Source organism: Burkholderia sp. Bmkn7 (assembly GCF_041103175.1).
Classification (GTDB): Bacteria; Pseudomonadota; Gammaproteobacteria; order Burkholderiales; family Burkholderiaceae; genus Burkholderia; species Burkholderia cepacia.
This window is the reverse complement of sequence record NZ_JBGCUH010000002.1, coordinates 2,047,830-2,074,666: the sequence shown is the minus strand read 5'-3', so window position 1 is coordinate 2,074,666 and position 26,837 is coordinate 2,047,830. Positions and strand designations below refer to the sequence as shown.

Here is a 26,837-nt window from a genome sequence, read left to right as displayed (position 1 = left end):
TGACAGGCTTGTGCGGCGCCTGGTGCGTCGCTGGGTCGCTTACTTCGCGTACGGCTCAGGCAGGCCGTTGCGGATCACGTAGACGGTCGTCGGCGCGCCCTTCAGGTCGCCGTTCGCGTCGAACGAATAGGTGCCTGCGACGCCCGCGTAGTTCGACTTCGCGAGCTGCGCGATCAGCTTCGCCTTGTCGGTGGTCGTACCGGCCTTGACCATCGCATCGGCGAGCAGCTTCATCCCGTCGTAGTAGTTCACGCCGTAGACCTGCGTATCGGTGTGATACGTGTCGTGGTACTTCTTCAGGAATTCGCGGCCGGCCGCCGTCTTCTCGAGCGCGACGCCGCCCTGCGCGCAGTAGACGATCGATGCCGCGTCGCCCGCGACCTTGCCCATGTCGGCCGAGCAGATGCCGTCGCCGCCGAGCAGCTTCGCGCGCAGGCCGCGCTGCTTCATCTGCTTGGCCATCGGCGCACCCTGTGCCGCGTAGCCGCCCAGGAAGATCACGTCGGGGTTGCTGGCCTTGATCTTGGTGAGGATGCCGAGGAAATCGGTGGCCGACGAATTCGTGTATTCCTGGTCGACGATCCTGATCCCGTTCGCCTTCGCGACGTTCATGAACTGTTCGGCGACGCCCTGCCCGTACGCGGTGCGATCGTCGATCACGGCGGCGGTTTTCGCGTTCAGCGTCTTCGCGGCGAACGTGGCCATCGTGCCGCCGAGCTGCTCGTCGCTCGCGCCGATCCGGAAGATGTTCTTGAAGCCCTGTTTGGTCAGCGCCGGGTTCGATGCAACCGGCAGCATCGGCACGCCGGCATTCGAGTACACGCGCGATGCGGGAATCGCGACGCCCGAGTTGTACGGGCCGAGCACCGCCACGACGCCCTTGTCGACGAGGTTCTGCGCCACCTGCACGCCCGCTTTCGGGTCGGCCTGGTCGTCGTCGGAAACCAGTTTGAACGTGACGCTCTTGCCGGCGACCTTGATGCCGGCCTTGTTGAGTTCGTCGACGGCGAGCCGCGCGCCGTTTTCATTGTCCTTGCCGTTCGCGGCCTGCGGGCCGGTCAGCGGCGCCGAATGGCCGATCATCACGACTTCCTGCGCGTGCGCGGAAGTCAGCGCGCCGGCGGCGATGGCCACCGAAAGCGCGGTAACGAGGTGTCGCATGATGTCTCCTGATTGGTTTTGTGTGAAACCAATGTAGGACACGCGTGGTCACCGCGCAAGCAATTTCAAAATAAAGTGTTCGATTCTGGTCATTTTTCAGACCAGAACGATTTCGACGCGGTCACTTCGGCGCGATGTCGCGCCGCACGCGGCGGATGTGCTGTTCGACATAAAACGCCGCCGCATCGGCGTCGCCCGACACGATCGCCTCGTAGATCAGCCGATGCTCGGACACGTAGAGCCGGATCCGGCCCGCGTCGTAGATGCCGTCGTCCTTCAGCCGCTTCCACAGCGGCTGGTCCATCGTCTTCGCGACTTCGTCCGCGATCTTCACGATCAGCGGGTCGCCGGTCATCAACGCGAGTTGCCGGTGGAACAACCGGTCGCTCTCGTTCCACAGCGCCCGCTGATGCGGATCGTCGACGTCGGTAATGGTTTCCATCTGGGCCAGGTAGCGTTCGGCGCCGGCGTCGGCCCGGCCGTGCGCGGCCGCGAGGCGCGCGATCGCCGGCTCGAGGATCAACCGCACGTCGAGCGTCGACGTCGGGCTGAAATCGGCTTCGGACGCCTCGTGCGTGTCGCCGCGCTGCGCGAGCACGTCGAGCGGCGCCGCGACGACGTAGGTGCCCGAATTGCGCTTCGTGAACACGAGCCCTTCGTTCTGCAGCGCGCCGAGCGCTTCGCGCACGGCCGGCCGGCCGACCTGGAACAGCCCCGCGAGCTCGCGCTCGGACGGCAGCCGCGACTCGGCGGCGTAGCGCCCCGCGCGGATCTCGTCGCGGATCTTCTCGGCCACCTGCTCGTAGATCTGCAGCGGCTTGAATCCGCCTTCGAGTGAGTCGGGACGCGCGGACATCATCGTGTAGCTCCTGCCCGGTCGCGGGCGTGAATCTGGAATGGGTTCGCACTATACCGGAGCGCGCCGGCATCGAGGCCAAGGCGGCCCTTCTGGACAGATATTAGAACCAAAAACGGCGAGGCGCTTTATTTTCTGGGTTGCGGGCAGGCCAGAAAGTGGTATAGATTCGATCCACACTGCCCAGTGCCACGGTATCCGGCAGCTTTGTGGCGGGCGCGGCATGCGCCCGTCGTCCACGCTCACCGACGCATGCGACGTACACGATGACCGCGCTTTCCCCGATTCCCGTTTTCGATGCGGCCGACACGGCCGCGCTGCTCGACTACCCGGCGCTGCTCGCCACGCTCAGGCAGGCCGTCGCCGACTATGCGGCGGGCGGGATCGTCAGCCCCGAGCGCCTGGTCGTGCCGCTGCAGGCCGGCGGCGTGATGCTGTCGATGCCGTCGAGCGCGCGTGACCTCGCGACCCACAAGCTCGTGAACGTGTGCCCGGGCAACGGCGCGCGCGGGCTGCCGACGATCCTCGGCCAGGTGACCGCGTACGACGCGACCACCGGCGAGATGCGCTTCGCGCTCGACGGCCCGACGGTCACCGGACGCCGCACGGCGGCCATCACCGCACTCGGCATCCAGGCGCTGCACGGCGCCGCGCCGCGCGACATCCTGTTGATCGGCACCGGCAAGCAGGCGGCCAATCACGCGGAAGCGCTCGCGGCGATCTTTCCCGACGCGCGCCTGCACGTGCGCGGCAATCGCGCCGACAGCGCGGCGGCATTCTGCGCCGCGCACCGCGCGCACGCGCCGCATCTCACACCGCTCGACGGCGACGCGGTTCCCGATGCGATCGACGTCGTCGTGACGCTGACGACGAGCCGCACGCCCGTCTACCGCGAAGCCGCGCGCGAAGGCCGGCTGGTGGTCGGCGTCGGCGCGTTCACCGCGGACGCCGCGGAAATCGACGCGAACACCGTGCGTGCCAGCCGGCTGGTCGTCGACGATCCGGCCGGCGCCCGCCACGAGGCCGGCGACCTGATCGTCGCGCAGGTCGACTGGCAGCAGGTCGCGTCGCTCGCCGACGTGCTGGGCGGCGCATTCGACCGTACCGGGCCGCTGCTGTTCAAGAGCGTCGGCTGTGCGGCGTGGGATCTGGCCGCGTGCCGAACCGCGCGCGATGCGCTGGACGCGCGCCGGGCCGGCTGATCCGGCAGCACGACCCGCCCGCCCCGCACGCGGCACGTCACACCGGGGCCGCTCCGGCGATTTCCCGTACGCGTTGTAGGAATCGCCCTACAACGCGTCGCCGCGGCCTACATCAACTTCCAATTCGGCCGATTTCATTTTCGGCGGCGCAACACGATACTGCCGGCATGAATGCCAGCCAGTTGCCCGCCGCGCTCCGGGTGTTTCTCGTCGATCACGCCGTCGCCGTCCGACAGCGGATCGCGCTGCTCGTCGGCGCGATCCGCGGTGTCGCCGTCGTGGGCGAGGCGGAAGACGGCCAGGACGCGTGGACGCACATCCGCAGCAGCCAGGCGGATGTCGTGATCGTCGACCTGCGGCTGGCGGACGGCAGCGGCCTCGACCTGATCGGGACGCTGTCGAAAGCCGCGCCGCGCATCGTCACGATCGTGCTGACGAATCACTCGGCGCCGGCATTCAGAGAGGCATGCGCGTCGGCCGGAGCCGACTATTTCTTCGACAAGACCGTCGAATTCGACGCCGCATGCCGCGTCATCGAATCCCTGGTGCACGCTCGCGTGCACCACCCCTGACGAGCCGGAGTGACTCATGTCCACAGCCACCGCCTGCGCCGCCGACGTATCCATCACGCCCCGGCCGACGATTCCGCTTCGCGCGGTCACGCGTGCCGACGCCGCCAAGCATCCCGCCGCGCGCTGCTCGGCGTGCGCGATGCGCTCGATGTGCCTGCCGCCGCAACTGACGGCCGCCGAATACGGCCGCCTCGACGCGATCATCTGCACGACCCGGCAGGTGCGCCAGGGCGACGCGCTGTTCCGCACCGACGATCCGTTCCAGAGCATCTATGCGGTGCGCGCGGGTTCGTTCAAGACGGTGATGATGCATCGCGACGGCCGCGAACACGTGACGGGCTTCCAGATTGCCGGTGAAACGCTCGGGATGGACGGCATCGGCAGCGGCCAGCACTGCTGCGACGCGATCGCGCTCGAAGACAGCGTCGTGTGCATCATCCCGTTCGGCGCGCTCGAAGCGGCGTGCCGCGAGATCAAGCCAATGCAGCACTTCCTCTACCAGATGCTGAGCAGCGAGATCGTCCGCGAATCGAGCCAGATGCTGCTGCTCGGCACGATGTCGGCCGAACAGCGGGTCGCGCAATTCCTGCTGAACCTGTCGTCGCGCTTCGAGGCACGCGGCTATTCGGCGACGGAATTCAACCTGCGGATGACGCGCGAGGAAATCGGCTGCTATCTCGGGATGAAGCTCGAAACCGTCAGCCGGATGTTTTCGCGGTTCCATCGCGAAGCGCTGGTCGAAACGCGCGGCAAGCGCGTGCGCATCATCGACTCGCAAGCGCTCGCCCGGGTCTGACCGGGCGCGCCGACGCCCGGCCGCCGGCGCGGCATCGCGTGCGATGCCTTATTGCGCCGGGCTGCCTGCCGCCGCATCGCGCAGCCCCACCCTTGCACCGCCCGCCTGGCATGCGATCAGCGCCTGTTCGGCCTGCTTGAACGCGCGGCGAAGGGTGTCGTCCAAATCGTCGCCGACACACGCCGGAAGCAGCCAGCGCGACGTGTCGTGCATCACGAGGTCGAGCCGCACGTCGAACCGGCGCGCGCCATCGGCCGCGGCACGCGATTCGATGGCGAGGTGACAGCCGCCGATCAGCGCGCGGAAGCGCTCGAGCCGCACCAGCAGCGCGCCGGCTTCGGCTTCGATCGCGGCGGTACCCGCGAATCCATGGCAGGCGATCTGCATGCCCACGCCCATGTCGTGTCTCCTGACGGGGCCGCCCGCTCGTCGACCGCCTTGCATATGCCGCCCGCATCGAAATGCGGCGGCAGGTGTTGCCCGTGGCACGGCGCGATTTCTTCGATCGCGGCCCGGCCGATAGTCTGCCCGCGCCTTCGTCGGCGCGGGATCGTTCATACGTTGAAGGTCTGTGACGCCTTCATCTCGATCCACGTCATGCCTGCGCGCAGCCCTTCGATCATCGCCTCCCGCTCGGTCGGATACGCATGGCTGTGCTCGAACGTATGGTGAAAGCGCGTGGCGCCGGCGCCATGCTCGACCGACACGCGGCAGCGGAATTCGCCCGATTCGCACGGGCGCGTCTCGACTTCGACGGACCAGTCGCGTTCGTGAATGTTGCCCTGCAGTGTCATGCACCCTCCTGCTGTATCCGTCTCAGAGCCGGAAGTGGCCGCTGTGCAGCAGCACCGGCCGGCCGCCGATTTCCTCGAGCATGCGTCGCGCCATCGCCTCGATCGCCGACCGGTGCGCGTCGAATGCGGCCAGCAGGTCGCGTTCGAGCAGCGACGGCGCGCCGAAATGATCTTCCAGCGCCTCAGCCGTGACCGCGCACTGCACGCAACGTCCGTCGACCAGCGCCGAAAACGCCACGACCAGATCGCGTGCGCAATATTCGGGCGGTTCCGGCGGGAAGGCAATCTGCATCTGTCCGCCTGTCATCGTCGTGATCGCTCCATGACAAGAGCATAGTGGCGCGCGCGCCTCCACGCTTGACCCACGTCAACGGGTTCGCTGCGCCGCACGATGGACGGCGGCAGCGTGCCGCCGCGGCTAGCGACGACACGCTCGCTCGCTTTCAACCCGCCTTCAACCGACGCTCAACCCGCGTCGGGCTCGATCGTCGCGCCGCGTTCCGCGAGCAGTTCGCGCAGCACGCTGCGGTGGCAATGGCGTTCGTCGTCGCAATAGCAGCCGATCGAGAACGCGGTGGTCGCCGACAGGGCCGCCAGCAGGTCGAGCACCTTCGGCGCATCGCCATGCGCCATCTCCGCGCGGAAGTGACGCCGGAACGCATTCCATTCGGCGTCCGATTCGGCGGCCTGCGCCTGCGCGACGAGTTCCGGGCTCGGCGACAACGTCGGCAGCCATACATCATAGTAGTTGCGCGACGCGAATTCCGCCTTCGGCACGCCGCGCGGCGGCCGCCGCACCGTGCCGATCCGCAGGCCCTCGCCGGCCGCGCGCGGCGAGCCGAGCTGGATGATCCGGATGCCCATGTCGCTCCTGTTCGTGTTGCGTCCGATTGCGTGATCGTACCGCCGCGCCTGCGCCCGCGTCAGCCGGGTGGCGGACATTGCGGCCGCACAACGAAAAACCGGCTGCCCCCTTGCGGGAGACAGCCGGTTCGGCCAGCCGCGCGGCGCGCCGGGGCGCGCCGCGATCAGACGCCGCTCTTCAGCACCTTGCCGATCGCATCGGCCACGATGGCGACGTTCGAGTCGTTCAGGCCCGCGACGCACATCCGGCCCGAACGCAGGATGTACACGCCATGCACTTCGCGCAGCGCGTCGACCTGCGATTCGGTCAGGCCCGTGTACGTGAACATCCCGCGCTGCTTCACGTAGCGCGTCAGTGCCTCGCCGCTGACATGGTCGCGCAGGCCGTCATGGATCGACTGGCGCATCCGCGCGATGCGGCGGCACATCGCCGCCAGTTCCTCTTCCCACTGCTTGCGCAGCGCCGGCGTGCCGAGCACGGCGGCCACGACCTTCGCGCCGTAGGTCTGCGGGTTGCTGTAGTTCGAGCGCACGGCGCCGGCCAGCTGGCCGAGCACGCGGTCGGCCGCCGCGGCATCCTCGCAGACGACGCTCAGGCCGCCCACGCGCTCGCCGTACAGCGAGAAGTTCTTCGAGAACGAGTTCGCGACCAGCGCCGGCACGCCGCGGCGGGCGAGTTCGCGCACCGCGAACGCGTCCGCGTCGAGGCCCGCGCCGAAGCCCTGGTAGGCCATGTCGACGAACGGCAGCAGCCCGCGCGCCTCGATCACGTCGATCAGCTTCTCCCACTGGCCTTCGTCGAGGTCGACGCCGGTCGGGTTATGGCAGCACGCGTGCAGCAGCACGATGCTGCGCGCCGGCAGCGCGTCGATCGCCGCGAGCATCGCGTCGAACTTCAGGCCGCCCGTCGCCTCGTCGTAGTACGGATACGTGTTCACCGTGAAGCCGGCGCGCTCGAAGATGAAGCGGTGGTTTTCCCAGCTCGGATCGCTGAGCCACACCTGCGAATCCGGGAAATAGCGCTTCAGGAAATCGGCGCCCACCTTCAGTGCGCCGGAGCCGCCGAGCGTCTGCAGCGTCGCGATGCGGCCGGCCGCGCGGGCCGGGTGATCGGCGCCGAACACGAGCGCCTGCACGGCGTCGCGATACGCGGCGAGGCCGACCATCGGCAGGTACGGCTTCGCGCCGAGGTCGCGCTGCAGCGCGGTTTCGGCTTCGCGCACGGCGCCCATCACCGGAATCCGGCCTTCGGCGTCGAAGTAGATGCCGATGCTCAGGTTGACCTTCTGGTCACGCGGATCTTTCTGGAAGTTCTCGTTGAGCGTCAGGATCGGGTCGCCCGGGTACGCGTCGATGTGTTCGAACATGGCTTGAGTCTGTCTCGTTTGGAAGAATGATCGGGCCGGCCTGCGTCAGCGTGCGGATGCGCCGTCGTGCACCGCATAGCCTGCATTCTTCTGACGGAAGCGATACCCGACGGCGAGCACCGCGAGCCATACCGGGATCAGGTACACCGACAGGCGGAGATCCGGCGTCAGGTACATCACGACGAGAATGCCGGCCATGAATGCCAGGCACAGGTAATTCGTGAAAGGATAGCCCAGACTGCGGAAGGAAGTCTCCTCCCGGGCCGCACGCTTCGCCTGGCGGAACTTCAGGTGGATCAGCGTGATCATCGCCCAGTTGATGATCAGTGCCGACACGACGAGGCCCATCAGCACCTCGAACGCCTTGCCCGGCATGAAGTAGTTGACCAGCACGCAGACACCGGTCGCGAGCGCCGACGCGCCGAGCGCGGCGAGCGGGATGCCGCGCTTGTTCACCGAGCACAGCACCTTCGGCGCATTGCCCTGCTGCGCGAGGCCGAACAGCATCCGGCTGTTGCTGTACACGCCGCTGTTGTAGACCGACAGCGCGGCCGTCAGCACGACCACGTTCAGCACGTTGGCCACCAGGTTGCTGCTCAGCGCATGGAAGATCAGCACGAACGGGCTGCCGCCGGTGACGACCTTTTCCCACGGATACAGCGACAGCAGCACGGCGAGCGCGCCGATGTAGAAAATCAGGATGCGGTAGATCACCTGGTTGGTCGCGCGCGGAATGCTGCGCTTCGGATCGTCGGCCTCGGCCGCGGTGATGCCGATCAGCTCCAGCCCGCCGAACGAGAACATGATCGCGGCCATCGACATCACGAGCCCCGACACGCCGTTCGGGAAGAAGCCGCCGTGCTGCCACAGGTTCCGGACGCTCGCCTCCGGCCCGGCATGGCCGCTCGCGAGCAGCCAGCCGCCGAAGCCGATCATGCCGACGATCGCGGCGACCTTGATGATCGAGAACCAGAATTCCGTCTCGCCGTACGACTTCACGCTCGCCAGGTTGAGCAGGTTGATCGCGACGAAGAACACCAGCGCCGACACCCAGGTCGGCACGCCGGGCCACCAGTACTGCACGTAGATCCCGACGGCCGACAGCTCGGCCATGCTGACGAGGATGTACAGCACCCAGTAGTTCCAGCCCGACAGGAAGCCGGTGAAGTGGCCGACGTACTTGTTGGCGAAGTAGCTGAACGAGCCGGCGACGGGCTCGTCGACGACCATCTCGCCGAGCTGGCGCATGATGAAGAACGCGACGATGCCGGCCACCGCGTAGCCGAGCAGCACGGACGGGCCGGCCATCTTGATCGTCTGCGCGATGCCGAGGAACAGCCCCGTGCCGAGCGCGCCGCCGAGCGCAATCAGCTGGATGTGCCGGTTCTTCAGCCCGCGCTTCAGGCCGTCGCTCTCGTTTCCAGAAACCATGTCTTCTCCACTCTGTCCGCCTCCGCCTGAAGCGGGGTGCGGTGCGCCTCGGTGTGCCGGGCGCTGTTTTGCTGTGCCGGGGCCGTTCGTGGAGCCACCGGGTTGGGGACTGCAATCTTCGCGTGGCGGCGCCCGATTCGCGTCGGCGTCCCCGCCACACCGGCCGCCGACCGTCGCCGCGCCCGCCTTGCTGCGATCGCACACGAAAATCCGGCGTCAGTTTAGCGTCGCGACGGCGAAATCGGGTTTCGTAACCCGTTCATGCAAACCCTACATTATGAGATAAGATTGCATCCAGGAGACGGATGAGGAAATAAAAATGCATGAACCGGTTCTGGATCGCCTCGATCGGCACTTGCTTGCGATCCTGCAGGAGAACGGCCGCGCGTCGAACCTCGATCTGGCGAAGGCGGTCGGCCTGTCGCCCGCTCAGACACTGCGCCGCCACCGGCGGCTGGAGGAAATCGGCGCGATCCGCCGCTACGAAACCCGGCTGTGCCCCGACACGCTCGGTTTTGGCGTCACCGCCTTCGTGCACGTGACGATGGAGCGCGGGCATATCCGCGACCTGTCGAAGTTCCAGAAACTGGTGTCCGATCTCGCGCAGATCCAGGAGTGTTTTTCGGTGACGGGCGATATCGACTACGTGCTGAAGGTCGTCGCACGCGACCTGAAGGGGCTGTCCACGTTCCTGCTCGAGACGCTGATGCGCATTCCCGGCGTGAGCGGCGTGCATTCGAGCGTGTGCCTCGACGAGATCAAGTGCACGAGCGCGATGCCGGTGGAAGGCTGACGCACCGGGCCGCACGCGCGGCCCGCTTACCTCACCGCCTCGAACGCACTGATCAGCAACGCCCCCGCCGCGATCACCAGGCAACCGGCCGCCCGGCGCGGCGTCAGCCGCTCGCCGAGATACACGCGCGCGATCAGCGCCGCGAACACCACGCTCGTTTCCCGCAACGCCGACACCGGCCCCATCGGCGCGCGATCCATCGCCCAGATCACGATGCCGTACGCGAGCGCCGCGAACACGCCGCCGCACGCGGCCTTCGCCGTCTCGCCGACATCCTGCGTCAGCCGTAACGGCCCCGCCCGCAGCCGGTAGTACGCGGCCATCATCGCGCCCGTCAGCACGAACATCCACGCGGTATAGCCGACCGTGTTGCCGCTTTCCCGCACGCCGATTCCGTCGACCACACTGTACGCCGCGATCGACACGCCGGTCGCGAACGCGGTCGGCAGGACCTGCATCATCCGGTGCTTCGCGTCGCGCCCGCGCTCCAGGCCGATCGCCAGGATGCCCGCGCAGATCAGCACGAGCCCGCATTGCGCGCCGGCATTCAGGTGCTCGCCCGCAAACGCCGCCGCGCCGAGCGTGACGAGCAGCGGCGCGGTGCCGCGCGCGACCGGATACGCGACGGTCAGGTCGCCGTGCTCGTACGCACGCACCAGCAGCAACGTATAGACGACGTGGATCACCGCCGATGCGACGACGCAGAGCCAGCTCGCGGGCGTGATCGGCGCCGCTGCCGGCAGGAACAGCAGCGCAAACAGCCCGATCGCGATCTGCAGCACGGTGGCCGAGCGCAGCCGGTCGCCGCTGCTGCGGACGAGCGCGTTCCATGACGCATGCAGGAATGCGGCACACAGAACGGCAAACAGGACGGGGATCGGCACGAGAGCACTCGCTGACGGTCGGCCACGCGAAATCGTCGCCGCAGAGCGTTCATCGTATGAATACGTCATCCGATTGTCAAAAAGCTTGCGCGATGCAGCACGTTGCGCGAACCGGGCAGCGATGCCCTTTCGTCCGCCCGGCGCGGCATCCGCGGCAATCGCCCCGCCCGCCGCGGAATGTGACGCAAAGGTGGCAGGCGGTCTGCCCCTTTCCGTTCTCTTTCGCCTTGCGTCCCGGCGTAATGAAATCGATACCGCAGCGCAATCGGCGCGAAACCACTCCGTCCCCATATCTTCATACGCGGCTGTTCCAATGCGCGTGCTCTCTCACGAGCTCCGCGCCGAACCGACACGGCGACGAAGCCGCTCTCCACCATCGAAGACCTTACCTGGAGTTTCCCGATGTTCCGTCAAGCCTTGCTCGTCACCGCCTGCGCAGCCGCGGCGCTGGCGCTGTTCGCCTGCGGCGGCAGCGACGATCCCACGTCGACGCCTGCCGTGTCGACACAGGATGCGCTGCAGACCGCCACGCCGATCAAGCACGTCGTCGTGATCTATGGCGAAAACATCTCGTTCGACCACTACTTCGGCACCTACCCGAACGCGACGAACCCGTCGGGCGAACCGGCGTTCACCGCGAAAGCCGGCACGCCGACGCCGAACGGCCTGACGGGCACGCTGCTGACCGCGAACCCGAACTTCACGAACACGGCCAACGGCACCGACGCGGCGAACCCGTTCCGCCTCGATCGCACGCAGGCCGCGACCGCCGACCAGAACCACGCGTACACGGCCGAACAGCAGGCCGAGGACAACGGCCTCGCCGACCTGTTCCCGAAATACACCGGCAAGGGCTCGTCCGGCGGCGCCGGCGCGTTCGGCACGAAGGGCCAGGTGATGGGCTACTTCGACGGCAACACCGTGACCGCACTGTGGAACTACGCGCAGCGCTTCGCGATGAGCGACAACACATACACGACGGTCTATGGGCCGTCGACGCCGGGCGCGCTGAACGTCGTGTCGGGCCAGACCAACGGGATGCAGATCGTGAAGACGTCGAAGCAGCCTTCGACGCTCGCAGCCTCGTCCTACTACATCAATGACGGCCAGGGCGGCCTCACGATGATCAACGACGTCGACCCGGGCTTCGACGTGTGCTCGAGCACGACCGACCAGGCGATGATGACGGGCAAGAACATCGGCGACCTGCTGAACGCCGCGAAGATCACGTGGGGCGGCTTCATGGGCGGCTTCAACCTGTCGACGACGAACGGTAACGGCACGACGGGCTGCGCGCGCAGCACGGTCGCCACCGCCGTGAACGCCGCGACGGCCGACTACATCCCGCACCACAACTGGTTCCAGTACTACGCGTCGACCGCGAACCCGCAACACACGCGCCCGAGCTCGGTCGCGGCAATCGGCTCGAGCTTCCAGGCCGACGGCAAGACCGCCGAACCCGCGAACCACCAGTACGACACGGACGACTTCTTCGCCGCCGTGAAGGCCGGCAACTTCCCGTCGGTCAGCTACCTGAAGGCCCCGGCCGCACAGGATGCGCACGCAGGCTATTCGGATCCGCTCGACGAGCAGGCGTTCGTGACGAAGGTCGTCAACTTCCTGCAGCAGCAGCCGGACTGGCAGAACACGGCCGTGATCGTCACCTATGACGACTCGGACGGCTGGTACGACCACGTGTACACGGCGCCGACCCACGCGTCGTCCGACCCGGTCGACCAGGTCAACGGCAACGGCAAGTGCGGCACGGGCGGCACCACCGGCGTGAACGGCGCGACCGTGAACGGCCGCTGCGGCCCGGGCGTGCGCATTCCGCTGATCGTGATCTCGCCGTACGCGAAGCAGAACTACGTCGACCACACGATGCTCGATCAGTCGTCCGTCGTGCGCTTCATCGAGGACAACTGGCTCGGCGGCCAGCGCATCGGCGGCGGTTCGTTCGATGCAACGGCCGGCGACCTGCGCGCGCTGTTCGACTTCACGTCGAAGCCGAACACGACGCCGCTGTATCTCGACCCGACGCTCGGCACCGCATTGAGCGCGGCACCGGCAATCTGACCGGTATTGCATGACCGCATGGCCGGCGCCTCACGCGCCGGCCGTTTCCGTTTGTTCCGTTCAACGCGCCGCTTCGCGCGGCGCCCGATTTCCGACCGACAGCATGACAGCTCGCCCCGCGTTCCCGTCTCCCGACGCCTCCGGCACCTCCGCGCCGCGCGCCCCTTCCCGCCTGCTGCGCCGCGCGGCGTTCGTGATCGGCGCCGCCGTGCTCGGCTACGGCGCGTTCGCGATCGCGTTTCCCGCGCAGGTACCGGCGGCGATCGGCACCGTCGTCGCCGACTGGACGGGTGCGAACCCGCATCCGGTCGTGCTGCAGCGGCCCGCCGCGCAGCCGCTGTCGGCGGTCGCGCAGCTCGGGCGCTCGTTGTTCGCCGATCCGTCGCTGTCCGCGTCGGGCAAGCAGTCGTGCGCGTCGTGCCACAGCCCCGATCATGCGTACGGCCCGCCGAACGCGCTCGACGTGCAGCCGGGCGGCCTCGCGATGACGCAGCAGGGGTATCGCCCGCCGCCGTCATTGATGTACCTGTACCGCCAGCCGAACTTCAGCATCGGCCCCGACGCCGGTGAAAACGACGCCGCACCGAGCGTCGCGCAGCAGGCCGCTTCGGCCGCCGGCGTGGTGAAGGCGCAGAAGGTGGCCGGCGCGTCGGCCGCGCCGCAGCTCGTGCCGCAGGGCGGGATGTTCTGGGACGGCCGCGCCGATACGCTGCAGCAGCAGGCGTTCGGCCCGCTGCTGAATCCGGTCGAGATGGCGAACGCGAGCGTCGACGACGTCGCGCGCAAGCTCGCGCAGTCGTCGCACCGCGCGCAGTTCGAGAAACTGTTCGGCGCGCGCGTGTTCGACAGCCCGCAGCTCGCGGTGTCGGAAGCGATGTTCGCGATCGCGCGCTATCAGGTGGAGGATCCGTCGTTCCACCCGTACAACAGCAAGTACGATCGCTGGCTCGAAGGCCGCGCGCGTCTCTCGCAGGCCGAACTGCGCGGGCTGCGCCTGTTCAACGACCCGGACAAGGCGAATTGCGCGGGCTGCCACCTGTCGAAGCCCGGCAAGGACGGGTTGCCGCCGATGTTTACCGATTACCAGTACGAGGCGCTCGGCGCGCCGCGCAACCGGCAACTCGCGCAGAACCGCAACCCGGCGTTCTACGATCTCGGCGTATGCGGGCCGTTCCGCGACGACCTGAAGGACCAGACGCAGTATTGCGGGATGTTCCTCACGCCGACGCTGCGCAACGCGGCGACGCGCCATGTGTTCTTCCACAACGGCGTGTTCCACACGCTCGACCAGGTGATGGCGTTCTACAACGAGCGCAGCATCTCGCCGCAGAAGTTCTATTCGCGCGGCGCGGACGGCAAGGTCGACGAGTACGACGACATTCCGCCGAAATACCGCGCGAACGTCGACGTGACCGATGCGCCGTTCGATCGCAAGCCGGGCGACAAGCCCGCGATGACGGCGCAGGACATCAAGGACATCGAAGCGTTTCTGGGCACGCTGAACGACGAGCCGGCGCGCTGAGGGGCCGGCTATCGGTTGCCGTGCGCGCCGTGTTCGTCAGCGGCGCGCACGGATGCACAGGAAGGCCGGCGCCAGCGACAGTTCCGCATGGAGCCGCTCCGATACGGCTTTCATCTCGGGTAGCGGTGTCGGTTCGACGAAACGGTCGAGATGCCAGCCGGCGTCGGCGAGCGCATTCAGGATGTCGGCGAGCGGCCGGCGCCAGGCTTCGACGTAGGGTTTCGGTTCGCCGAAGCCCGACCAATGGAAGCCGAAACGGCTCGTATCGAAGTACGTGCCGTCCCCGCGCGTGCGCTCGTCCATCCAGTCGCGCATCGGATGCGCCATCGAGAACACCAGCGTCGCGCCCGGCCGCGCGACGCGTCTGAATTCGCGCAGCGTCGGCGTCAGATCGCGCACGTAGTCGAACGCGAGCGAGCACAGGATCTTGTCGAAAGCGTGGTCGGGCAGCCAGTCGAGCGGCGCCGCGAGATCGCCTTCCGCGACGTCGACCGCGAGCCCCGCGCAACGCGCCTTCGCGAGCGCAACCATCTCGGGCGTGATGTCGAACGCGTGCACGGTCGCACCGTGGCGCGCGAGGTGCTCGCTGCAGATGCCGGGCCCGCAGCCGGCGTCGAGCACCGTCAGGCCGTCGACGTCGCCCAGCAGCGCCATCGCGGCCGGCCGTTCGTACAGCGCGTTGTGCGCCTTGGTCGGCGCGATGTCCGCGTAGCGTTGCGCGAAGCTCGCGTACACGCGGCGGGCGGACGGTTCGTTCGGGTCGGTCATGCGGCATCCGTCGGTGGAGACTGGGCAGGCCGATTCTGCCCGATCCGACGGTGGCTGGCGACCTGCCCTCGCGCCGGCGTCAGGACAGGCTGTCGAGCAACCGATACCACGCGACTCCGGCCGCGATATAGAAGCGCTGCAACCCGTGCAACGGGATCGGGCGGATCGGCGTGACCCGGAACGGCAGCGGCAGTTGCGCATCGCCCGACAGATGCGCGGCCAGGTGCTTGCCGAGCGTCGTCGCCATCGCGATGCCGCGGCCGTTGTAGCCGAGCGCGATCGTCACGCCCGGCGCGGGCTCGTGCACGTGCGGCAGGAAATCCGCGGTGATCGCGACGCGCCCCGCCCAGCGGTATTCGAACCGGACGCCCTTCAGTTGCGGATACAGCAGCGTCGTCGCGCGTTCGAGGTGGCGCCAGTCGCTCGGCGCGCGCGGGTCGGCGAACGGGCCGCGGCCGCCCATCAGCAGGCGCCCGGCCGCATCGCGCCGGAAGTACAGCAGCAGGCGCCGTGCGTCCGATGCGACCTCGCCGCCGGCGAGGATGTCGCGACCGAGTTCCGGCGCGAGCGGTTCCGTCGCGACGATGAAGCTGTTCGCGGCGATCACCGACTGGCGCAAGCCGGGCCACAGCCCGTCGGTATAGCCGTTGGTCGCGATCACCACGCGGTCCGCCGACACCGTCGCGCCGCCGGCCGTCGCAACCTGCCAGCGGCCGTCGGCGCGCGTCAGCCCGACGGCGCGGGTCGACCCATGCACGACCGCCCCGCTCGCCTGCGCCGCGCGCACGAGGCCGCGCGTATAGCTGAGCGGCTGCACGCTGCCGGCGCGGCGATCGATCCAGCCGCCCGCATACGCCCGCGTACCAAGCCGACGCGCGACTTCGTCGCGGCCAAGCACGTCGACCGGCGCGCCGCGCGCGGCCCATTGCTGCGCACGGCGCGCGACCGTATCGAGCATCGCGGCGGTCGGCGCCGGCTGGATCCAGCCGTGGCGTCGCGCATCGCAGTCGATCGCGTGTCGCGCGATCAGGTCGAATACCGTGTCGGCCGCGCCGCCGACGATGCCGGCAAGCTGTTCGCCGGCGTCGTCGCCGAACCGTCGGACCAGTTCGTCGGGGTCGTATTTCAGCCCGGGAATCACCTGCCCGCCGTTGCGGCCCGATGCGCCCCAGCCCGGCTGCGCGCCGTCGATCACGCGGACGTTGACGCCGCGTTCGGCCAGATGAAGTGCGGTCGACAGGCCCGTGAAACCCGCGCCGACGATCGCCACATCGCACGACACGGACGCGTCGAGCGCGGGCGTATCGGGCGCCGGCGCGGCGGTTGCCGCCCACAGCGAATCCGGCCACTGCGCGTCGGGCCATCCGGGTGCCGCGTTCGTTGCGCTCATGATCGATCCGGGTGGTCGGCGCCGTCCGACGCCAGCAGGCGGCGCAGGAATTCCTGCGTGCGGGGATGGGTCGGCTGCGTGAGCACGTCGCGCGCCGGTCCGCTTTCGCAGATCGTGCCGTCGTGCAGGAAGCACACGCGATCGGCCACCTCGCGTGCGAATCCCATTTCGTGCGTGACGACCACCATGGTCATCCCGTCGCGGGCGAGCCCGCGCATCACGCCGAGCACTTCGCCGACGAGTTCGGGGTCGAGCGCCGATGTCGGCTCGTCGAACAGGATGGCCTGCGGCTCCATCGCAAGCGCGCGTGCGATCGCGACGCGCTGCTGCTGCCCGCCCGACAGCTCCGACGGATACGCATTCATCCGGTGCGAAAGCCCGACCTTGTCGAGCAGCGCGCGGGCCTGCTCGCGCGCCTGCGCGGCCGGCATGCGCCGCACGTGGACGGGCCCTTCCATCACGTTCTCGAGCGCCGTGCGGTGCGCGAACAGGTTGAAGCGCTGGAACACCATGCCGACCCGCATCCGCAGTTCGTGGATCCGCTTCGAATGCGCGTCGACCTTCACGCCGTCGATCGTGATCGACCCTTCGTCGTAGGTCTCGAAGCCGTTGATACAGCGCAGCACGGTCGACTTCCCGGAACCGGACGGCCCGATCAGGCACACGACTTCCCCCTGCTGCACGTCGAGGCTCACGCCCTTCAGCACCGCGTGCTGCTGAAACCGCTTATGGATGGAATCGATCCGGATCATGCGCCTCTCCTCAGTGCGAGCCGCTTGCCGAGCCGGTTCACGCCGAACATCAGCGGCAGGCCGAGCGCGAGATACAAGAGCGCGACGAGCGTGTAGACGCTCATGTTCTGGAACGTCGACGACGCGATCAGCTGGCCGGCGCGCGTGATCTCGGCGACCGTGATCGTCGACGCGACCGACGAATCCTTCAGCAGCATCACCAGCGTGTTGCCGTACGGCGGCAGCGCGATGCGGAACGCCTGCGGCAGCACCACGCGCCGCATGATCATCGGGCCGCGCATGCCGATCGCGTGCGCGGCTTCGATCTGGCCGTGGTCGATCGCCTCGATCCCCGCGCGGAAGTTCTCCGCCTGATACGCCGAATACGCGATGCCGAGGCCGAGCACGCCGGCCTGGAACGCCGACAGTTGCACGCCGAGATCAGGCAGCACGAAGTACATGTAAAACAGCTGCACGATGATCGGCAGCCCGCGGATCACGTTGACGATCGTGCTGCCGGCCGTCGAGACGGCACGATTGCGCGACACCTTCAGCAGCGCCAGGATCAGCCCGAGCACCGAGCTGAGCACGAACGCGCATGCGGTGATCTCGATCGTGACCACCGCGCCCTTCAGCAGGATCGGCAGGAAATCGATCGCGTTCTGAAAAAACATGAGGTCTCCTATGCGACGGCAGGACGGCCTGCCGCCGGGAATGCCCGCGACGCGCGGGCGATGCCGGTCGGGAATCGAATGCCGACGCTCAGCTCATGTGCCACTTCTGCAGGATCTGCTGCAGCGTGCCGTCGCTCTTCATCTTGCGGATCGCGCCGTTGAGCTGTTCGAGTGTCGCAGTGTCACCCTTGCGCACGATGAAGCACACCTGCCCCTTCACGACGCTCTGGTATTCCGGCACGAGCCGCACCTGGCGATTGACGCCGTGCTCGATCTGGTACGCGACGATCGGCTGGTCGGCGAAGCCGGCCTTGATGCGCCCGAGCGCGACGTCGCGCATGATGTCGGCAATCGAATCGTAGGTCCGGACTTCCTTGAAGATGCCCTTCTTGTTGAGCGCATCGACGAACGCCGTGCCGACCTGCGCGCCGACCACCTGGTCCTTGAAATCGTCCATCGACGTATAGCGGCCCGGGTCGTCGGCCTTCACGATCAGGCCTTCGCCGAACGAGTAGACGGTGTCGGAGAAATCGACGACCTGCTGGCGCGCCGGCGTCTTCAGCATCGCGGCCGAGATGATGTCGATCTTCTGCGTGGTGAGCGACGGGATCAGCGCCGAGAACACGGTCTGCTGCACGTCGACGCGAAACCCGGCCGACTTCCCGGCCGCCGTGATCGCGTCGACCATCATCCCCTGGATCGAATTGCTCTTGACGTCGAGAAATGTGAACGGCACGCCGGTGGCCGTCGCGCCGACCTTCAGCGTCGGCTCGGCAGCAACGGCGCTCGCCGAAGCCGTGGAAAGGGCGATACAGGCGGCGAAACCGGCGGCCAGTGCGCCGAACCGCTTGATGAACGGAACCATGGTGACTCCTTCTCGAATAATCCGGGCGCCGGCCGGTCGCTGATCGACACTGCGACGATGGCTTGATCTTAAAACGAATCAAAAACATCGCAAATAGATTTTTGCGTATCGATATTCGATACGCTATGATGCGATATCGAATCGATTCCGCTCCTCGCCATGGAAACGTCGCCCGACCAAGCAAACGATCTGCTGTTCAACCAGTCGCTGGAAAAAGGGCTGAACGTGCTGCGCGCGTTCAGCGCGAAACGACGCACGATGACGCTGGCGGAAGTCGCCGACGCGGCGGGGATGACGAAAAGCTCCGCGCAGCGGATGGTCTATACGCTCGAGAAGCTCGGCTACATCCGCAAGCATCCGGTCACGCGGCGTTACCAGCTCACGCCGCACGTGATGCGGATCGGCTTCAACTATCTCGCCGCCGACACGTTGATCGACGTCGCGAATCCGTTCCTGTCCGAGCTCACGAACCTGACCGGCGAAACGACCAACCTCACCGAGCCGGACGAGGACGAAATGGTGTACGTCGCGCGTTTCGTGTCGACCAAGTTCGTGCCGATCCACATGCCGATCGGCAGCCGCATCCCGATGTACTGCACCGGCAGCGGCCGCGCGTTCCTGAGCGCGTTGCCGCCGGGCGACGCACGCGCACGGCTCGACGGCATGGCGCGCACGCCGCATACGCCGCGCACGGTCACGGCACTCGACGATCTCGTCGCACTGCTCGACAGCGCGCGGCGGGAAGGCTACGCGACCAACCAGGAAGAACTGTTCATCGGGGACATGTCGATCGCGGCGCCCGTGCTCGGCAGTCAGGGGCAGCCGGTCGCGGCCGTGCACGTGGTCGCGCCGACGAGCCGCTGGACGTTCGACGACGCGCGCCGCAAGCTCGCGCCGGCGGTGATCGACTGTGCGCGCGGGATCAGCAATTCGATTCGGACGCTTGAGTAGCGTCGGCGAAACGGCACACGGCACGCCGTTGCATGGCGCAACGGCGTTCGATCGCTACTGCGGCTTGGGCGAATGCTCGGTCCGGTAGGTACGGTTCGGGCGCGATACGAGTTGCTTCGCTGCAACGTCCAGTTCCTTGCCGTGATACAGATCGATGCACTTCAGGAAGTCGAACTTCACATCCCTGACTTCAGATTCGACAACCGGATTTCGATAGTCACGGGCCAGATACTTCGCGACCAGCGCGTGAATGACATCCGGCGCACGTTCCATGTCGTAGTAGGTCCAGTCACGCAACGCGCTGGTGCTGCTACCGATGTCCTTGCTCGCGCCGGGCGCCTGCTTGTATGCGGTAGCCAGACACTCCGCAAGCACCATGTCCTTGAAGTTCTGGAAATAAGTTCGTGAGCCTGCCTCAGGCGCCGCTTGTGCGGCGTCCTTCGCCACGACCATCGCCGGTTGAAACGCGATGCACGCCAACGCGGCAGCGATCCGGACTCCCCTCATGACAGGCTCCAAAAATTTGCGCGATCGGTACGATACCGCGCGCCCGGTTCGTTGAAGTGACCATGGCTGCGGCTCTGGATGCTCGACTCCACCGCCATCCCCAGCCGCGCCTCGAGGATCGGATCAAACCCCGACGCGGAAAAGTATTGCCGACTGTCGCCGCCGGCCGCTTCGTCCACCCACCCCCTCGTTTTCCCCGATCCCGTTCATCTTGACTCCGCCGCACCGATCGTCAAAACTTCGCACATCTCAAGTGTGATCACAGATCTCAGATCAAACCTCGGAGAACCCCGCCTTGGCACCTCGTATCGTCCCGCCCGCACTGAAAGCCATCGAACAGGAAACGATGGCCGACAAGGTCTACCAGCAACTGCGCGAAGCGCTGATGAGCGGCCGCTTCGCGCCCGGCCAGGCGCTGAGCCTGCGCAGCGTCGCCGAGGCAGTCGGCTCGTCGACGATGCCAGTGCGTGCCGCACTCACGCGGCTGCGCGCCGAACGCGCGCTCGTCGACGGCCCGAATCGCGCGCTCGTCGTCCCGCCGATGACGCTCGACATGCTCGACGAACTGCGCGACGTGCGGATCGCCCTCGAAGGCTGCATCGCCGAGCGCGCGTGCGCCCGGATGACCGACGCGCAGATCGCGGCCGTGCGCAAGACCTGCGAGACGATGCAGGCACACGTCGAGGCTGGCCGCTCGCGCGCCTACCTGCAAAGCAATTTCGCGTTCCACAGCGCGATCTACGCGCACGGCGCGAGCGAAAACACGCTCGCGATCGTCGAGAACCTGTGGATGCGCGTCGGCCCGTTCCTCAACATGGTCGCGCTCGACATTCCGCACATGCGGCGCTCGATGGATGCGCACCGCGCGATCGTCGATGCGCTCGAACGGCGCGACGGCGCGGGCGTGCGGGCCGGCATCGCGCTCGACATCGGCGGCGCCGCGCACGATCTCGCCGAGACGCTGCGGGCCGAACAGACACCGCGGACCGTGAACGCGAAACCGTAGCCGCCGCCCGCCTCGACCCGCCGAATCGCGAGCGGCCGCAATCCGACTACACCAACGATGGAGACAACCCGGCATGACAGCTTCCGACCTGCTGAAACCCTATGACGGCCTGCGCGTCCTCGTGACGGGCGGCGCGTCGGGCATCGGCCTCGAAATCGCCGACGCGTTCGCCGAATGCGGCGGGCGTGTCCACGTGTGCGACGCGTCGCAGGCCGCGATCTCGGCGCTCGCCGACCGGCCGCCGCGCGCCGCGGCCGGTGCGATCAGCGCGACGCTGGCCGATGTATCCGACCCGGCCGCCGTCGAGCGCGTGTTCGCCGACGTGTCGACCGGGCTCGGCGGCCTCGACGTGCTGGTCAACAACGCGGGCATCGCCGGCCCGACCGGCGGCATCGACGAAATCGACCCCGTGCAGTGGGAACAAACCGTCGCGATCAACCTGAACGCGCAATTCCAGTTCGCGCGCCGCGCGGTGCCGCTGCTGCGCGAGTCGAAACACGGCGGCGCGATCATTGCGCTGTCGTCGGTCGCCGGCCGGCTCGGTTATGCGTTCCGCACGCCGTATGCGGCGACCAAATGGGCGGTGGTCGGCCTCGTGAAGAGCCTCGCGATCGAACTCGGGCCGCTCGGCATCCGCGTGAACGCGATCCAGCCCGGCATCGTGCGCGGCCCGCGGATGCGCCGCGTGATCGAAGCGCGCGCGCAGCAGCTCGGCATCGGCTACGACGACATGGAGCAGCGCTATCTCGAGAAGATCTCGCTGCGGCGCATGACCGATCCGGCCGAAATCGCCGCGACCGCGCTGTTCCTGTGCTCGCCGGGCGGGCACGGAATCACCGGGCAGGCGATCTCCGTCTGCGGCAACGTCGAAGTGCTCTGACGCGTCCTGCATCGTTCATCGAAAGGAATCCATCCGTGGCAAACGCTCGCAAAGTCATCATCACCTGTGCGCCGACCGGCGCGATCCATACGCCGTCGATGTCGCCGTACCTGCCTGTCACACCGCACGAAATCGAAACCGCCGCAGTCGCGGCCGCGCAGGCCGGCGCGGCGATCCTGCACCTGCACGCACGCAACCCGTCCGACGGCAAGCCGACCCAGGATCCGGCCGTGTTCGCCGAGTTCCTGCCGCGCATCAAGGCGCAGACCGATGCGGTGATCAACCTCACGTCGGGCGGCAGCCCGCACATGACGGTCGACGAACGGCTGCAGCCCGCGCTGCATTTCCAGCCCGAGGTCGCGTCGTTGAACATGGGCTCGATGAACTTCGGGCTGTACCCGATGCTCGAGCGCTTCCGCGAGCTGAAGCATCCGTGGGAGCGCGAACATCTCGAGAAAAGCCGCGATCTCGTGTTCAAGAACACGTTCGCGGACATCGAGACGATCCTCACGCGCTGCGGCGCGAACGGCACGCGGTTCGAATTCGAGTGCTACGACATCTCGCATCTGTACAACCTCGCGCACTTCGTCGATCGCGGGCTCGCGAAACCGCCGTTCTTCGTGCAAAGCGTGTTCGGCCTGCTCGGCGGGATCGGCGCGCACCCGGAAGACCTGATGCACATGCGCCGCACGGCCGACCGCCTGTTCGGCAGCGATTACGTGTGGTCGATCCTCGGCGCGGGCCGCAACCAGATTCCGCTCGCGACGATCGGCGCCGCGCAAGGCGCGAACGTGCGCGTCGGGCTCGAGGATTCGCTGTGGATCGCGCCCGGCAAGCTCGCGGAATCGAGCGCCGCGCAAGTCCTGAAAATGCGGCAGGTGCTCGAAGGCCTGTCGCTCGAGATCGCGACACCGGCCGAGGCGCGCGCGATGCTCGCGCTCAAGGGCGGCGACGCGGTGAATTTCTGATCGCCGGGTCGCCCCCCCAACACCAGAATCCGCAAGCGCAGTGACAAGGCGCCGGCACGAACCGGCCGGCGCCAGGACGCCCTTCATCGCCCCGCTCCGTTCGAGCGCCGCCGGCGCGGCTCCGTCGACTGCCCATCCGCTGCGTGCCTCGCAGCGGCATTTGCCGAACGCGGCGCGCCGTGCTTGCCGTGCGCGCCGGTTCGCCCTTACCGGAGTCGTCCGCATGTCCACTCATCACGCTCAGGCCCTGTCGTCCGCCGCGACCGACGCGAACGCGTCGCTGAACCGGCTGCTGTTCCGCAAACTCATGCCGCTGCTGATCGCCGCGTATGTGATCAGCTTTCTCGACCGCACCAACATCGCGTTCGCCAAACATTCGATGGGCGTCGATCTCGGCATCTCATCGGCCGCGTACGGGCTCGGCGCGGGGCTGTTCTTTCTCACCTACGCGCTCTTCGAGATCCCGAGCAACCTGATCATGCATCGCGTCGGCGCACGCTTCTGGATCACGCGGATCATGATCACGTGGGGCGCGCTGTCGGTCGCGATGGCGTTCGTCCGCGGCGAGACGTCGTTCTATGTGATGCGCCTGCTGCTCGGCGTGGCCGAAGCCGGCCTGTTTCCCGGCGTGATGCTGTATCTGACGTACTGGTTCGGCCGGGAGGAACGTGCGCGCGCCACCGGCTATTTCCTGCTCGGCGTGTGCATTGCGAATATCGTCGGCGGGCCGCTGGCCGGTGCGCTGATCGAACTCGACGGCACGCTCGGTTTCCATGGCTGGCAATGGCTGTTCGTCGTCGAAGGCATTCCGGCGATCCTGCTCGCGTTCGTCGTGTGGACACGATTGCCGGACCGTCCGAGCGCCGCGCCGTGGCTCGCCCCGGAAACCGGCCGCGCGCTCGAGCGCAAGCTGGCCGCCGAACAGGACGCGGGCGTCGCCGCGCACGGCGGCCACGCGTTCGGCGCCGCATTGCGCGACCCGCAGATCTGGCTCGCGATCTTCGTGTACTTCTGCCACCAGTTGACCATCTACACGGTGATCTTCTTCCTGCCGGGGATCATCGGCGCGTCGGGACGTCTGTCGCCGGTCGCGGTCGGATTGCTGACGTCGCTGCCCTGGCTCGCCGCCGCACTCGGGGCCGGGACGCTGCCGCGCTTCGCACGCGAGTCGCGTCATTCGCGGCGGATGCTGTGCGCGGGGCTCGCGATCATGGCGGCCGGGATGGTCGGCGCCGCGCATGCGTCACCGTTGGCGGGCCTGCTCTGCGTGTGCGTGTCCGCGTCGATGTTCTTCGTCGTGCAGTCGATCGTGTTCACGTTTCCGGCGTCGCGGCTCGCCGGCAGTGCGCTGGCCGGCGGGCTCGGGCTCGTGAATACGTGCGGGTTGCTCGGCGGCTTCGTCGGGCCCACCGTCGTCGGCGCGATCGAACAGGCGACCGGCAATGCAAAGAACGGGCTGACGCTGCTGGCGGCCGCGCTCGTCGTCGCGGCATTCGCGAGCCTCGCGTTGCGTCACGGGCACGAGCGCGCCGACGTGCGGTCGCGCGGCTGAAAGGCAGGCCGGAATCGGACCGGCGTGGGACGGGCTCCGCCCCGCCCGCCTCACGCCGTCAGAACAGATACATCCCCGCGACGAACACGACACCCGAGAACAGCAGCGTCGTCACGCAGTACCCCATGATGTCGCGCACCCCGAGCCCGGCAATCGCCAGCGCGGGCAGCGCCCAGAACGGCTGCGCCATGTTGGTCCAGGCCTCGCCGTACGCGATCGCCATCGCCGCCTTGCCGAGATCGGCACCGAGCGCCTGAGCCGCCGGCATCACGAACGGGCCCTGCACGACCCAGTGGCCGCCGCCCGACGGCACCGCGAAATTGATCACGGCCGAACTCAGGAACGCGAGCAGCGGGAACGTATGCACGTTCGCGATATCGACGAACCACTTCGTGATTACGCCCGCGAGCCCCGAGTGATCCATCAGCGCCTGAATGCCCGCGTAGAACGGGAACTGGATCATGATCCCCGACGCGCCGCGCGCCGCGCCGGCCACCGCGCGCGCATAGGCCATCGGCGTACGGTGCAGCAGGATGCCGGCCGCGAGGAACGCGAGGTTCACGGTGTCGATGTCGAGTGCGAAGCCCTTCTGCACGAACTTCAGCACGAGGAACGCCGCACACAGCGCCGCGACGAACACCGACAACGCACGGCTCTCCTCCATCCGCTCCGCGAACGTCGCGTCGGGCCCGAGCTGGCGCTCGACGCTCGGCGGTTCGGCCAGCAGCGCCGGATCGACGCTGACCACGTCGCCCGGCTTCGGCATCATCAGGCGCGCGAGGAACGGCAGCATCACGATCAGGCCGATCGTGATGAACGCGTTGTAACCGGTGAAAATCGTCTGCGACACGGGAATCAGCCCGATGGTCTTTTCCATCGGGTTGCCCTTCGTCGCCGCGACGAGCGGGACCGAACCCGACAATCCGCCGTGCCAGCTCAGGAAGCCCATGTACGCGGACGCGACGAGCAGCCGGTAATCGCTGCCCGCCACGCGACGCGCCACTTCGCGCGCGAGCATCGCGCCGAGCACGAGGCCGAAGCCCCAGTTGATCGCGCACGCGAGCGCGCCGACGAACGCGACGAGCATCACGCCCTGCCCCGGCGTGCGCGCGGTGCTCGCGAGCGCGACGAGCATGCGCTTCACGGGCGGCGAACTCGCGAGTGCGTGACCGGTGACGAGAATCATCACCATCTGCATCGAGAACGCGAGCAGGTTCCAGAAACCCGAACCCCACATCGTCGTGAGTTGCGCGGGCGTATTCGGCGTGAGGCCGAACGCGAGCGCGAACGTGACGATCGTCAGCAGGATCGCGAAAATCAACGGGTCGGGCAACACGCGGTGAACCACCTGCGTGAAAAAGCGGGAAATGCGCTGGATCAACTTGAGCTCCTCGTTTCCTGATAGGGACGTCCGCGCGTGTGATTGTGGGTTGATGCGCGGAAACGCGCGGATTCTTGCATAGAACCGGCGGGCGCGCTTTGGCATGCGCGGGGCCGCGATCGCGCGGCGGTACCGACAGGGAAACAGGAACAAGTGGCGGGACGGGCTCGAGCCGCTTCGCAGCCGCGATCAGTGCACCGCGTTCGTCATGTCGTCCAGCGCCCGCGCTCCATCGCCTCGACCATCATGCCGAGTGTGAGCGACCGGCCACCCAGGATTTCGCGCGCTTTGTTGCTGAACGGCGATCTGACGACCGTGGCAAGGAACGAACCGATGCCGAGCTTCGCCGACGGGTAGTAATCGTGGATGTCGAACATGGACAAGTCGACGTCAAACGTCACGGCCCATCGCCGGACGAACGCATCGATGTGCTCCGGCTCCATATCGAGATCGTGATAGAGGTCTGTGTCCCGCATCAGTTCGATCCGATCGACTGGCAACTTGCCGATATCGGTCGCAATGAACGCTTCGAGGTTTTTCCACGCGTCAGCCATACAAACGATCCTCGGGCTTCACGATGCTGTTGTACGTGCCGATCGCGCGATAAGTGATCAGCGAGATATCCGTTGCCAGGAGGACCCAACCTGCTCCTGGAACGGCGCACCCGACATTTGAACGAGCGGAAAAGGCTATCGTGAACGACTCGGGAGGGACAACCGCCCCATGGAAGCAAAGGCTGTCGCAAGCGTGCATTCCGACGCAAGCGATCGACCGGATATCGTTCCTTTAATGCGGCTCCACGCTTGCACTTCTGATCGTGACAGCTTCGTCGTGCAGCACGGATCC

29 protein-coding genes and 1 pseudogene are annotated in these 26,837 nt (G+C 67.3%); 11 read left to right on the top strand and 19 right to left on the bottom strand.

The genetic code is table 11. The features are described 5' to 3' along the window. Positions 1–39: 39 nt before the first annotated feature. The gene (locus AB3K92_RS15230; RefSeq protein WP_021159163.1) at positions 40–1,161 is read right to left on the bottom strand and encodes a branched-chain amino acid ABC transporter substrate-binding protein; all 1,122 of its coding nucleotides are present in this window, start codon (positions 1,159–1,161) and stop codon (positions 40–42) included. A 121-nt stretch (positions 1,162–1,282) separates the two neighbouring features. Further along, positions 1,283–2,020 (bottom strand): FadR/GntR family transcriptional regulator, encoded by a 738-nt coding sequence (locus tag AB3K92_RS15225; protein WP_021159164.1) that lies wholly within the window; start codon positions 2,018–2,020, stop codon positions 1,283–1,285. Between the two features lie 263 nt (positions 2,021–2,283). On the opposite strand from AB3K92_RS15225, the gene lhpI reads away from it, so the two are divergent. The 3 genes from lhpI (at position 2,284) to AB3K92_RS15210 (ending at position 4,587) form a co-directional block, all read left to right on the top strand. Then, a complete protein-coding gene (gene lhpI / locus AB3K92_RS15220) occupies positions 2,284–3,219 on the top strand; it encodes a bifunctional Delta(1)-pyrroline-2-carboxylate/Delta(1)-piperideine-2-carboxylate reductase (protein WP_369465351.1) in 936 nt (311 codons plus the stop codon). A 167-nt stretch (positions 3,220–3,386) separates the two neighbouring features. Further along, positions 3,387–3,791, top strand: a complete 405-nt coding sequence (locus AB3K92_RS15215) for a response regulator transcription factor (RefSeq protein WP_021159166.1) — start codon at positions 3,387–3,389, stop codon at positions 3,789–3,791. Between the two features lie 16 nt (positions 3,792–3,807). Continuing rightward, positions 3,808–4,587, top strand: coding sequence for a helix-turn-helix domain-containing protein (locus AB3K92_RS15210; RefSeq protein WP_021159167.1), 780 nt, complete (start codon positions 3,808–3,810; stop codon positions 4,585–4,587). Positions 4,588–4,635: 48 nt separating this feature from the next. Here AB3K92_RS15210 and AB3K92_RS15205 read toward each other — a convergent pair whose 3' ends face one another. From AB3K92_RS15205 to AB3K92_RS15180, 6 genes are all read right to left on the bottom strand, one after another. Beyond that, positions 4,636–4,986: a hypothetical protein gene (locus tag AB3K92_RS15205; protein WP_021159168.1), complete on the bottom strand. Its 351-nt coding sequence runs from the start codon at positions 4,984–4,986 to the stop codon at positions 4,636–4,638. A 155-nt stretch (positions 4,987–5,141) separates the two neighbouring features. After that, positions 5,142–5,381 (bottom strand): hypothetical protein, encoded by a 240-nt coding sequence (locus tag AB3K92_RS15200; RefSeq protein WP_059484949.1) that lies wholly within the window; start codon positions 5,379–5,381, stop codon positions 5,142–5,144. Positions 5,382–5,403: 22 nt separating this feature from the next. Continuing rightward, positions 5,404–5,688 carry a DUF1488 domain-containing protein gene (locus AB3K92_RS15195; RefSeq protein ID WP_042974849.1) on the bottom strand — a complete coding sequence of 95 codons (285 nt, stop codon included), beginning with the start codon at positions 5,686–5,688 and terminating at the stop codon, positions 5,404–5,406. Positions 5,689–5,846: 158 nt separating this feature from the next. Then, the gene (locus tag AB3K92_RS15190) at positions 5,847–6,245 is read right to left on the bottom strand and encodes a DUF488 domain-containing protein (RefSeq protein WP_059591457.1); all 399 of its coding nucleotides are present in this window, start codon (positions 6,243–6,245) and stop codon (positions 5,847–5,849) included. A gap of 164 nt (positions 6,246–6,409) precedes the next feature. After that, positions 6,410–7,612, bottom strand: coding sequence for an amino acid aminotransferase (locus tag AB3K92_RS15185; protein WP_021159172.1), 1,203 nt, complete (start codon positions 7,610–7,612; stop codon positions 6,410–6,412). Between the two features lie 45 nt (positions 7,613–7,657). Beyond that, a complete protein-coding gene (locus AB3K92_RS15180) occupies positions 7,658–9,043 on the bottom strand; it encodes an amino acid permease (RefSeq protein ID WP_021159173.1) in 1,386 nt (461 codons plus the stop codon). Positions 9,044–9,362: 319 nt separating this feature from the next. Between AB3K92_RS15180 and AB3K92_RS15175 the strand changes: the two genes are divergently transcribed. After that, the gene (locus AB3K92_RS15175; protein WP_021159174.1) at positions 9,363–9,836 is read left to right on the top strand and encodes an Lrp/AsnC family transcriptional regulator; all 474 of its coding nucleotides are present in this window, start codon (positions 9,363–9,365) and stop codon (positions 9,834–9,836) included. A 26-nt stretch (positions 9,837–9,862) separates the two neighbouring features. Here the strand turns inward: AB3K92_RS15175 and AB3K92_RS15170 are convergent, their stop codons facing one another. Then, positions 9,863–10,720, bottom strand: a complete 858-nt coding sequence (locus tag AB3K92_RS15170) for an EamA family transporter (protein WP_175888717.1) — start codon at positions 10,718–10,720, stop codon at positions 9,863–9,865. Between the two features lie 402 nt (positions 10,721–11,122). On the opposite strand from AB3K92_RS15170, the gene AB3K92_RS15165 reads away from it, so the two are divergent. Continuing rightward, entirely contained in the window at positions 11,123–12,796 is a 1,674-nt protein-coding gene (locus tag AB3K92_RS15165; RefSeq protein ID WP_369465350.1) for a phospholipase C, read from the top strand. Positions 12,797–12,899: 103 nt separating this feature from the next. After that, entirely contained in the window at positions 12,900–14,318 is a 1,419-nt protein-coding gene (locus tag AB3K92_RS15160) for a cytochrome-c peroxidase (protein ID WP_369465349.1), read from the top strand. A 36-nt stretch (positions 14,319–14,354) separates the two neighbouring features. On the opposite strand, the gene AB3K92_RS15155 is transcribed toward AB3K92_RS15160, so the two are convergent. The 5 genes from AB3K92_RS15155 to AB3K92_RS15135 all read right to left on the bottom strand — a co-directional run bounded on the left by AB3K92_RS15155 (position 14,355) and on the right by AB3K92_RS15135 (position 18,746). Beyond that, a complete protein-coding gene (locus AB3K92_RS15155) occupies positions 14,355–15,086 on the bottom strand; it encodes a class I SAM-dependent methyltransferase (RefSeq protein ID WP_021159178.1) in 732 nt (243 codons plus the stop codon). 79 nt (positions 15,087–15,165) lie between these two features. Further along, a complete protein-coding gene (locus tag AB3K92_RS15150; RefSeq protein ID WP_369465348.1) occupies positions 15,166–16,476 on the bottom strand; it encodes an NAD(P)/FAD-dependent oxidoreductase in 1,311 nt (436 codons plus the stop codon). Continuing rightward, positions 16,473–17,228 (bottom strand): amino acid ABC transporter ATP-binding protein, encoded by a 756-nt coding sequence (locus AB3K92_RS15145; protein ID WP_369465347.1) that lies wholly within the window; start codon positions 17,226–17,228, stop codon positions 16,473–16,475. The genes AB3K92_RS15150 and AB3K92_RS15145 overlap by 4 nt, the downstream gene beginning before the upstream one ends. Next, complete coding sequence (locus AB3K92_RS15140) at positions 17,225–17,881, bottom strand: amino acid ABC transporter permease (protein ID WP_059484955.1); 657 nt, start codon at positions 17,879–17,881, stop codon at positions 17,225–17,227. The genes AB3K92_RS15145 and AB3K92_RS15140 overlap by 4 nt, the downstream gene beginning before the upstream one ends. Positions 17,882–17,969: 88 nt before the next feature. Continuing rightward, the gene (locus AB3K92_RS15135) at positions 17,970–18,746 is read right to left on the bottom strand and encodes an ABC transporter substrate-binding protein (RefSeq protein ID WP_021159180.1); all 777 of its coding nucleotides are present in this window, start codon (positions 18,744–18,746) and stop codon (positions 17,970–17,972) included. Positions 18,747–18,905: 159 nt separating this feature from the next. Here AB3K92_RS15135 and AB3K92_RS15130 point away from each other — a divergent pair, with 159 nt between their 5' ends. Next, positions 18,906–19,697: an IclR family transcriptional regulator gene (locus AB3K92_RS15130; RefSeq protein WP_060125579.1), complete on the top strand. Its 792-nt coding sequence runs from the start codon at positions 18,906–18,908 to the stop codon at positions 19,695–19,697. 54 nt (positions 19,698–19,751) lie between these two features. On the opposite strand, the gene AB3K92_RS15125 is transcribed toward AB3K92_RS15130, so the two are convergent. Together AB3K92_RS15125 and AB3K92_RS15120 are read right to left on the bottom strand one after the other, a co-directional pair. Next, complete coding sequence (locus AB3K92_RS15125; RefSeq protein WP_042974858.1) at positions 19,752–20,204, bottom strand: type VI secretion system amidase immunity protein Tai4; 453 nt, start codon at positions 20,202–20,204, stop codon at positions 19,752–19,754. Then, positions 20,201–20,383, bottom strand: coding sequence for a hypothetical protein (locus AB3K92_RS15120; protein ID WP_059552290.1), 183 nt, complete (start codon positions 20,381–20,383; stop codon positions 20,201–20,203). Before AB3K92_RS15120 ends, AB3K92_RS15125 begins: the two co-directional genes overlap by 4 nt. Positions 20,384–20,499: 116 nt before the next feature. Here AB3K92_RS15120 and AB3K92_RS15115 point away from each other — a divergent pair, with 116 nt between their 5' ends. The 4 genes from AB3K92_RS15115 to AB3K92_RS15100 all read left to right on the top strand — a co-directional run bounded on the left by AB3K92_RS15115 (position 20,500) and on the right by AB3K92_RS15100 (position 24,610). Continuing rightward, complete coding sequence (locus AB3K92_RS15115) at positions 20,500–21,210, top strand: GntR family transcriptional regulator (RefSeq protein ID WP_059732684.1); 711 nt, start codon at positions 20,500–20,502, stop codon at positions 21,208–21,210. Positions 21,211–21,283: 73 nt separating this feature from the next. After that, a complete protein-coding gene (locus AB3K92_RS15110; protein ID WP_059492277.1) occupies positions 21,284–22,090 on the top strand; it encodes an SDR family oxidoreductase in 807 nt (268 codons plus the stop codon). A gap of 35 nt (positions 22,091–22,125) precedes the next feature. Then, complete coding sequence (locus tag AB3K92_RS15105; RefSeq protein ID WP_006482842.1) at positions 22,126–23,058, top strand: 3-keto-5-aminohexanoate cleavage protein; 933 nt, start codon at positions 22,126–22,128, stop codon at positions 23,056–23,058. Positions 23,059–23,281: 223 nt separating this feature from the next. Further along, complete coding sequence (locus AB3K92_RS15100) at positions 23,282–24,610, top strand: MFS transporter (protein WP_059591186.1); 1,329 nt, start codon at positions 23,282–23,284, stop codon at positions 24,608–24,610. A gap of 58 nt (positions 24,611–24,668) precedes the next feature. Here the strand turns inward: AB3K92_RS15100 and AB3K92_RS15095 are convergent, their stop codons facing one another. From AB3K92_RS15095 to AB3K92_RS15085, 3 genes and pseudogenes are all read right to left on the bottom strand, one after another. Next, positions 24,669–25,991: a TIGR00366 family protein gene (locus tag AB3K92_RS15095; RefSeq protein WP_027791531.1), complete on the bottom strand. Its 1,323-nt coding sequence runs from the start codon at positions 25,989–25,991 to the stop codon at positions 24,669–24,671. A 206-nt stretch (positions 25,992–26,197) separates the two neighbouring features. Further along, positions 26,198–26,545 carry a DUF1493 family protein gene (locus AB3K92_RS15090; protein WP_059623051.1) on the bottom strand — a complete coding sequence of 116 codons (348 nt, stop codon included), beginning with the start codon at positions 26,543–26,545 and terminating at the stop codon, positions 26,198–26,200. Then, positions 26,538–26,666: pseudogene (locus tag AB3K92_RS15085) on the bottom strand (STM2901 family protein); the annotation flags it as partial. The gene AB3K92_RS15090 and the pseudogene AB3K92_RS15085, both read right to left, overlap by 8 nt. Between the last annotated feature and the right edge of the window lie 171 nt (positions 26,667–26,837).

Bases quoted from the DNA above. Each gene is read 5' to 3' on its own strand.
- AB3K92_RS15230 (WP_021159163.1), bottom strand. From the start codon at position 1,161: ATGCGACACCTCGTTACCGCGCTTTCGGTGGCCATCGCCGCCGGCGCG.
- AB3K92_RS15225 (WP_021159164.1), bottom strand. From the start codon at position 2,020: ATGATGTCCGCGCGTCCCGACTCACTCGAAGGCGGATTCAAGCCGCTG.
- lhpI (WP_369465351.1), top strand. From the start codon at position 2,284: ATGACCGCGCTTTCCCCGATTCCCGTTTTCGATGCGGCCGACACGGCC.
- AB3K92_RS15215 (WP_021159166.1), top strand. From the start codon at position 3,387: ATGAATGCCAGCCAGTTGCCCGCCGCGCTCCGGGTGTTTCTCGTCGAT.
- AB3K92_RS15210 (WP_021159167.1), top strand. From the start codon at position 3,808: ATGTCCACAGCCACCGCCTGCGCCGCCGACGTATCCATCACGCCCCGG.
- AB3K92_RS15205 (WP_021159168.1), bottom strand. From the start codon at position 4,986: ATGGGCGTGGGCATGCAGATCGCCTGCCATGGATTCGCGGGTACCGCC.
- AB3K92_RS15200 (WP_059484949.1), bottom strand. From the start codon at position 5,381: ATGACACTGCAGGGCAACATTCACGAACGCGACTGGTCCGTCGAAGTC.
- AB3K92_RS15195 (WP_042974849.1), bottom strand. From the start codon at position 5,688: ATGACAGGCGGACAGATGCAGATTGCCTTCCCGCCGGAACCGCCCGAA.
- AB3K92_RS15190 (WP_059591457.1), bottom strand. From the start codon at position 6,245: ATGGGCATCCGGATCATCCAGCTCGGCTCGCCGCGCGCGGCCGGCGAG.
- AB3K92_RS15185 (WP_021159172.1), bottom strand. From the start codon at position 7,612: ATGTTCGAACACATCGACGCGTACCCGGGCGACCCGATCCTGACGCTC.
- AB3K92_RS15180 (WP_021159173.1), bottom strand. From the start codon at position 9,043: ATGGTTTCTGGAAACGAGAGCGACGGCCTGAAGCGCGGGCTGAAGAAC.
- AB3K92_RS15175 (WP_021159174.1), top strand. From the start codon at position 9,363: ATGCATGAACCGGTTCTGGATCGCCTCGATCGGCACTTGCTTGCGATC.
- AB3K92_RS15165 (WP_369465350.1), top strand. From the start codon at position 11,123: ATGTTCCGTCAAGCCTTGCTCGTCACCGCCTGCGCAGCCGCGGCGCTG.
- AB3K92_RS15160 (WP_369465349.1), top strand. From the start codon at position 12,900: ATGACAGCTCGCCCCGCGTTCCCGTCTCCCGACGCCTCCGGCACCTCC.
- AB3K92_RS15155 (WP_021159178.1), bottom strand. From the start codon at position 15,086: ATGACCGACCCGAACGAACCGTCCGCCCGCCGCGTGTACGCGAGCTTC.
- AB3K92_RS15150 (WP_369465348.1), bottom strand. From the start codon at position 16,476: ATGAGCGCAACGAACGCGGCACCCGGATGGCCCGACGCGCAGTGGCCG.
- AB3K92_RS15145 (WP_369465347.1), bottom strand. From the start codon at position 17,228: ATGATCCGGATCGATTCCATCCATAAGCGGTTTCAGCAGCACGCGGTG.
- AB3K92_RS15140 (WP_059484955.1), bottom strand. From the start codon at position 17,881: ATGTTTTTTCAGAACGCGATCGATTTCCTGCCGATCCTGCTGAAGGGC.
- AB3K92_RS15135 (WP_021159180.1), bottom strand. From the start codon at position 18,746: ATGGTTCCGTTCATCAAGCGGTTCGGCGCACTGGCCGCCGGTTTCGCC.
- AB3K92_RS15130 (WP_060125579.1), top strand. From the start codon at position 18,906: ATGGAAACGTCGCCCGACCAAGCAAACGATCTGCTGTTCAACCAGTCG.
- AB3K92_RS15125 (WP_042974858.1), bottom strand. From the start codon at position 20,204: ATGAGGGGAGTCCGGATCGCTGCCGCGTTGGCGTGCATCGCGTTTCAA.
- AB3K92_RS15110 (WP_059492277.1), top strand. From the start codon at position 21,284: ATGACAGCTTCCGACCTGCTGAAACCCTATGACGGCCTGCGCGTCCTC.
- AB3K92_RS15100 (WP_059591186.1), top strand. From the start codon at position 23,282: ATGTCCACTCATCACGCTCAGGCCCTGTCGTCCGCCGCGACCGACGCG.
- AB3K92_RS15090 (WP_059623051.1), bottom strand. From the start codon at position 26,545: ATGGCTGACGCGTGGAAAAACCTCGAAGCGTTCATTGCGACCGATATC.